The following is a 5,552-nucleotide window of genomic DNA, read 5'->3' on the forward strand; positions in this document are numbered from 1 at the left end:
ACGTGTGACTGATTGAGGCGGCGCTACGTGATTTTTTTGTTCGTCCATCGTTTCAGTGGCTCGGTGAGTCGGTGGCTGTCTTGAGGCGCTGGGCGCTGCGGTATGCGGGTTGGGTGGTTCGGGCGACGTCTTGCGATGCCTGGGCGCCGTATGACGCCTCGAAGGATTGCGATCACAACAACGAATGTACGTCGCAAGATCCTGAGCACTGTTGCAAGCTTTGTAAACGTGGCCGAACGCGCGAAGCATGATGCTACGTCCCGGGGTTCATTCCAGTCCAGCCATGTTTCTTTCGATTGATTACGAGCGTTACACCATCGCGGGGGGGAGGGGAAACGGCCCGGAAGTATATAGGGCGCTGGAATGGAGGCGGCCAAAAGCTGCCCGTCGTCCCTATATTGACTCGCTACGAGCAACCGCCGCCCGTTTTATTCCTTCTGCCATGTACTAGACGTCCCACCGATCTCGTGTGTGATTTTTGCCACGCACTCGAGTAACGCGGGCGCGACTTTGTCCAGCAATGCCTCGTGCGGGGCCTGATACTCGGCGCCGCCGCAATTTACCGCATAACGCTGCCCGGACGGACCGACAAAGCCCGCGGCTACCGCGTTCAAGCCCTTGTGCCACTCACCGGTCGAAATGGCGAAGCCGACGCGCAGCGCGTCGTCCAGGCTGGGCTGAAGGCCTTCATTGACGCTTGGCCAGTCGTCGCCGGAAGCCGTCTGCAGGCTCTGCAGCACCGTGCGCCGATCATTCTCGCCGAGGACCGCGAGATAAGCTCGGCCGACCGCGGTGCGTCCCATGTCCATTCTCGCCCCGACTTCGAGCCGCGAGACGAGTACAGCGGAACGAGGCCGGATCGCATCGATGACCACCATTTCCAGCCGATCGCGCACAGCCAGATGTACGCTCAACGTTGTCTTGTCAGCAAGGTCGATGAGAAATGGCCGCGCTCGCGCCCGAATGTCGAAGTTGCGCAGGAACCCGTTGCTCAACTCCAGCACCGACGCGGTCAACACGAATCGCTCACTGTCAGGTAACTGGAACAGTAGGTTGGCACTGACAAGCGTGGCCGTCAGCCTCGACACGGTCGGTTTTGGAATGCCGGTCCATTCCGCAAGTTCGCGGTTGCTGACCGGCGCATTTGCTGCGGCGATGCGTCTCAACACGTCGAGACCGCGAGAGAGGGCCACGACTTCCTCTCCGTCACGCGCCTTTTCTTTGTCCCGGCTTACAGGCTGACTCTCAGTGCTTTGCATTATTTTTCGGAACTTGGTTTCGTTGAGACGCAAAGCCTGCCCATTCCCGATGCGGGTCGGTTCCGTGCGTGTCATCGGTTAACTTACTATTCGAAAGCCTGCGATTAGGACATTTTATGGACAAATCGCGATAGTTCCCGTTTCAGTAACATTTTTCGATCGTCGCGCGATGTTCGAAATTTCGCTTGACTAGAGTTCGCTTAACGTAAAAAATGGAACCCGATTTCGAAAGTAATGAAAAGTGGGTTCATCCACGTTTGACTACGTTCGATCACCAGCTCTCAGGTTCTAGCACGGCCCTCGGAATGGCTAGAACTTTTAAGGCGCTACGGCAACGTAGCGCCTTTTTTTTTGCGCCCAACGGTGAGTCACGGTAAAGGCCGCACATGTCAGCGGCGAGGCCGACGGGCGCCCGGCCATCCTACACATAAACGGCGCCGCTCAAAATCCGTAGCGGCCCGAGCACGATATTCCTGGTTCTGACTTGGCAACGCCGTTCCAATAAAGCGCGAGCGTCGTTCTCTTTTTGTTTCCTGCTTCGTTCCCGCGCGCTTATATAGGATTGCCGGCGGTGAACTGAAGTCTCTCAGGTTCCTGCGTTACTTCTCCACGTCACTTTAAGCAAATTCCTACCTGATAATAACTACAGGAAAGCGTAGTTTCCAACGCAATCGATCGGATTTCGCGCATCAATCGAAACGCATTGTGTCGCGATTCAACACGCTTCGATCCTCAAGCGGACCGTCTCTCCGGTCTTGCGCAGGGTGCCTGGCCCGGAAAGGCACGCATGCGGACCTGACATTGCAAGCGTCATGACGGCCGCGAACTGATAGTGGCTGCTCTGCGTGCTCACGCGTCCAACGCCGTGCCACGTGGTTTCCTGGCGTTGCACGGCGACGCAAAGCCGGATAGCGCCCGTAGCGGGTTCCCAGCCCGCGCCCGCTATCTCGAAAGCATCGAGTGAATTAAAAACGCCTTCCGCATATAGCCGGACGCTCACGCCCGGCCCTTCGATCCATACCGTCGCCTGCTGGAATTGATGTCCCCCGCGGCCGTGTCCGATTGTCATCTCAGTCTCGTTTGCATGAGTTCGCGAAGAGACACCGCCAACGGTTCGTCTGCTGTCATGGTCGTTCCTGGTCGCGATCGGTTGTGCACTGCTCGCGCCATTGTTCGCTCATGTCCGGCGAAAGCCTACTGCAGCCTTCTGTAGTACCCGCGGCGCTCGCGCTTCGATGAAATGCCCTCATTTCAGGCCACAAGAGGAGCATGACCATGATCGTGACGATCGTAAAAGGCGGCAGTATCTTGATGTCCAGACTTGATCGCGACAAGATGTTTCGATTGCGCTTCCGGATGTTTCGCGAGCGCCTTGGGTGGGACGTGAGCAGTACTGATGGCCGGGAACACGATAGCTTTGACGCGCTCGAGCCACTCTACGTGCTCGCCAAGGAGGGCAGCGCGGTGGTCGGCTGTTGGCGCATGTTGCCGACCACGGGTCCGAACATGCTCCGCGACACGTTCCCCGAACTTCTTGCGGGCAGGCCGGCGCCGGAAGACGAGCGCATTTGGGAGCTGAGCCGCTTTGCCGTCGACACGAGCAATGCCGTGCACCCCGGTGGCTTCGGGTTGTCGACCGTGCCGATCGTGATGATGCGCGACGCCGTGATATACGCGCGCTCGCAAGGTGTCGAAGTGTTTGTGACCGTGACAACGGTCGCGATCGAACGCTTGTTGCGTCAGATCGGACTCAAGCCGAGCCGGCTCGGCCCTGTAATGGATATTGGCGTGGAACGAACCGTTGCCCTTGCCTTCGATACCGACTCCAGCACCGAACTCGCCCTGTGCACCGCAGCCGAGAAACGACGCCTGGCCGATGAGCTCGCCGAAGCAGAGCGGACGCTTCCGGCGGGCGGGCCAAGTGTTCCGCCGGGGAAAGATTGAGCAGAACGCAGAAGGGCTCCGCGCTCTAGAACGCAAAGCCGCTTGCTGCGGCTTTCGCAACTGCCTGGAAGCGGCTGGCGACATCGTATTTTCGCATGATGTTGCGCACGTGATGGACGACACCGTGCTCGGTGATGCCCATCAGTTGGCTCATCTCCCAGTCAGTCTTGCCCGCGGCAATCCATTTGACTGTTTCGATTTCGCGGCGCGTGAGCCGCACGGGTGCTGCCAACGTCGGCTTCAGCAACTTGCGCATGGTTTCATGCACTGTAGCGGCGATGAAAGTGCCCCATAGCAGGCTTTCGTCCAAAAACCGGCGCGCGTCCGGGCCATTGCTCGTCACGCTGAAGCTGAGCATCGCAACGTCGCCTTCGCGCGTTTGCACGGGCAACGTGGCGCCGGCGCGCAGGCCATACGCTCTCGCTTCCTCGGCGAAATCCCGCTGTGCTTGCGACACGTACATGCCGTCCGACCACACCATCGGCGCTACCGACGACACCGCGTGCCCCACGGTCGGGTCGATCAACGCGAAACCGGCGCTATCGTAGTCGCGCCGCCAGGTGGCGTTGTAGTTGGACATGATGAACTCGGTGTGACGGGTGCAGCCGAGCGCGAAGCGCGCACCGTAGAGGAAACCGTCAAAACCCTGCCGCAAAGTCAGGTTGGCCAGCGCATCGAACACGGCATCCTTCGACTCGGTCTGCCGAATGGCCGAGGCGGCCGTCAGGATGGCTGCGGTATCGAAGGTGGCTTTCAAGTTCTTGTTAGCGATGCGTGGCGAACATTTTTCCCGGCTTCAACAAACGCCTGCCTCGCATCGCCCAATAGATTCCGGCAATGCCCAACACGGCCGCGCTGCCAAACACGACCATGGGGGAAACCTGCTGCGGCGCGGGATTGCTCGTCGCAATCATCATTGCTGCGAGAAGCGCGACGGCTGCCTGCAAAAATGCGCGCATGGCGCGGCTGCGATGGTCGGCGAAGCGTACGGAGCGCGAAATGGGCGTGCGCGTGAACGGTTCGAACAAGATCAGGCCGGCGACGAGGGCAACCAACAGGTTCATCAGAATCATGACAGCGCTTCAATAACGGATTTGGGAGGACAGCACTATAAAAATATGCTTCGATGAAATGAATCGGAAGGTTCTTAAAGCGGCACGGAACCTGATCGTTCCATGGGTTGTCGGGGGAAAAGTCGACATCGGCCTTGTCTTGGGTCAACTGAAACCTGATCGAACGGCCAGCATCCAATCCGTCAATGGAGAGCAACGACTTCGGACGGTTATCATTGGTCATCCGGTGAAACATCGAACTGGAGAACGCAACAACGTGCGGGCGCCTAGAAGCGCACGCAGTTCAGGATGATGACGATGCAAAAGAAATGGATCAAAAGACTGGCCGCTGCAATGACCGTATTGGGATTTCTCGCGGGGTGCGAAAAGCATGACGCCGCTGCGGGAGAGGCCGCCGGCGCGATGAACAACGTTGCCAGTCAGGCAGGCCAAAAGGTCGATGAGGCGGCGAGCTACGTCGGCCAACAAGTCGATTCAGTGAAACAGTCGGCTGAGCAGAACCTGCAATCGGCGCAAACGCCGCCCGCTATTTCGGCGAGCGAGGTGGCGGCATCGGCGCGGGCGAACCTGACAGGTGCGGCCAGCGCGACCAACGCGGCCATCGTCAATGCTGCTAGCGACACCGGGGCTGGATTGCAGACCGCGGGACGCAAGCTTCAGGAGTGGTCTGCGTCGAGCGCGTTGTCGTCGGGGACTACAGCCGGAAGCACATCGGACAGCACATCGGGAAGCTCCGCGACCACGGCGCCGGATCCCGGCAATGCCCGGACGGATATGGACAAATAGTTTCTGGTTTTACCGGGCCTCCCGGGCGGAGACGGCGCGTTTATAGATGGTTTGTAGGCAACCAGCGACGCAGCGCTACCAGTTTTGTCTGAGGAAAGACGCGTTGCAGCGGGTAAACTGGCGTTCCATTCAATTTTGCGAAACGCCATGAAGCCATGCCGTATTTGGGCGCTCGTTGGCGCGCCGGGACTGGCCACGTTGCTGTGTGCTGTCCTTGCAGTTTTTTGCGCCAGCGCGAATGCCGCTCCAGCGCTCGAGCTTCCGTCTTTTCAAGAGCTGATCAATAAACCAGACGCGTCGGCGTCGGTATCGGCATCGGCGCCGGCCGATACGACCGCTCCCGCCAGCGATGCGGACCTGACCCGCTCGCTCGACACGGTCATCGCCACGCTCGACAGCGACCGGCAACGTGCGGCGCTGGTCGCGCAACTGAAAAAGCTTCGCGACGCCAAGCGGGAAGCTGACACATCCACATCCGCGCAGGCTGGAG

The 5,552-nt window shown here is 59.3% G+C and carries 6 protein-coding genes and 1 pseudogene; 3 read left to right on the forward strand and 4 right to left on the reverse strand.

Annotation, left to right across the window (positions count from 1 at the left end):
- Positions 1-428: 428 nt before the first annotated feature.
- Together WCA53_RS28135 and WCA53_RS28140 are read right to left on the reverse strand one after the other, a co-directional pair.
- Positions 429-1,259 carry an IclR family transcriptional regulator gene (locus WCA53_RS28135; protein WP_423918661.1) on the reverse strand — a complete coding sequence of 277 codons (831 nt, stop codon included), beginning with the start codon at positions 1,257-1,259 and terminating at the stop codon, positions 429-431.
- A gap of 715 nt (positions 1,260-1,974) precedes the next feature.
- On the reverse strand, positions 1,975-2,328 hold the full coding sequence (locus tag WCA53_RS28140) for a hypothetical protein (RefSeq protein WP_423918664.1): 354 nt from the start codon (positions 2,326-2,328) through the stop codon (positions 1,975-1,977).
- A 206-nt stretch (positions 2,329-2,534) separates the two neighbouring features.
- Between WCA53_RS28140 and WCA53_RS28145 the strand changes: the two genes are divergently transcribed.
- Positions 2,535-3,203, forward strand: a complete 669-nt coding sequence (locus WCA53_RS28145) for an acyl-homoserine-lactone synthase (protein ID WP_423918667.1) — start codon at positions 2,535-2,537, stop codon at positions 3,201-3,203.
- A 25-nt stretch (positions 3,204-3,228) separates the two neighbouring features.
- On the opposite strand, the gene WCA53_RS28150 is transcribed toward WCA53_RS28145, so the two are convergent.
- Together WCA53_RS28150 and WCA53_RS28155 are read right to left on the reverse strand one after the other, a co-directional pair.
- Complete coding sequence (locus tag WCA53_RS28150; protein ID WP_423918670.1) at positions 3,229-3,960, reverse strand: LuxR family transcriptional regulator; 732 nt, start codon at positions 3,958-3,960, stop codon at positions 3,229-3,231.
- A gap of 7 nt (positions 3,961-3,967) precedes the next feature.
- Entirely contained in the window at positions 3,968-4,276 is a 309-nt protein-coding gene (locus WCA53_RS28155; RefSeq protein WP_423918674.1) for a hypothetical protein, read from the reverse strand.
- Between the two features lie 297 nt (positions 4,277-4,573).
- On the opposite strand from WCA53_RS28155, the gene WCA53_RS28160 reads away from it, so the two are divergent.
- Positions 4,574-5,062, forward strand: a complete 489-nt coding sequence (locus WCA53_RS28160; protein WP_423918679.1) for a hypothetical protein — start codon at positions 4,574-4,576, stop codon at positions 5,060-5,062.
- A 147-nt stretch (positions 5,063-5,209) separates the two neighbouring features.
- Positions 5,210-5,552: pseudogene (locus WCA53_RS28165) on the forward strand (mechanosensitive ion channel protein MscS); the annotation flags it as partial.

Source organism: Caballeronia sp. (assembly GCF_049581465.1).
GTDB lineage: Bacteria > Pseudomonadota > Gammaproteobacteria > Burkholderiales > Burkholderiaceae > Caballeronia.

Bases quoted from the DNA above. Each gene is read 5' to 3' on its own strand.
- WCA53_RS28135 (WP_423918661.1), bottom strand. From the start codon at position 1,259: ATGCAAAGCACTGAGAGTCAGCCTGTAAGCCGGGACAAAGAAAAGGCG.
- WCA53_RS28140 (WP_423918664.1), bottom strand. From the start codon at position 2,328: ATGACAATCGGACACGGCCGCGGGGGACATCAATTCCAGCAGGCGACG.
- WCA53_RS28145 (WP_423918667.1), top strand. From the start codon at position 2,535: ATGATCGTGACGATCGTAAAAGGCGGCAGTATCTTGATGTCCAGACTT.
- WCA53_RS28155 (WP_423918674.1), bottom strand. From the start codon at position 4,276: ATGATTCTGATGAACCTGTTGGTTGCCCTCGTCGCCGGCCTGATCTTG.
- WCA53_RS28160 (WP_423918679.1), top strand. From the start codon at position 4,574: ATGCAAAAGAAATGGATCAAAAGACTGGCCGCTGCAATGACCGTATTG.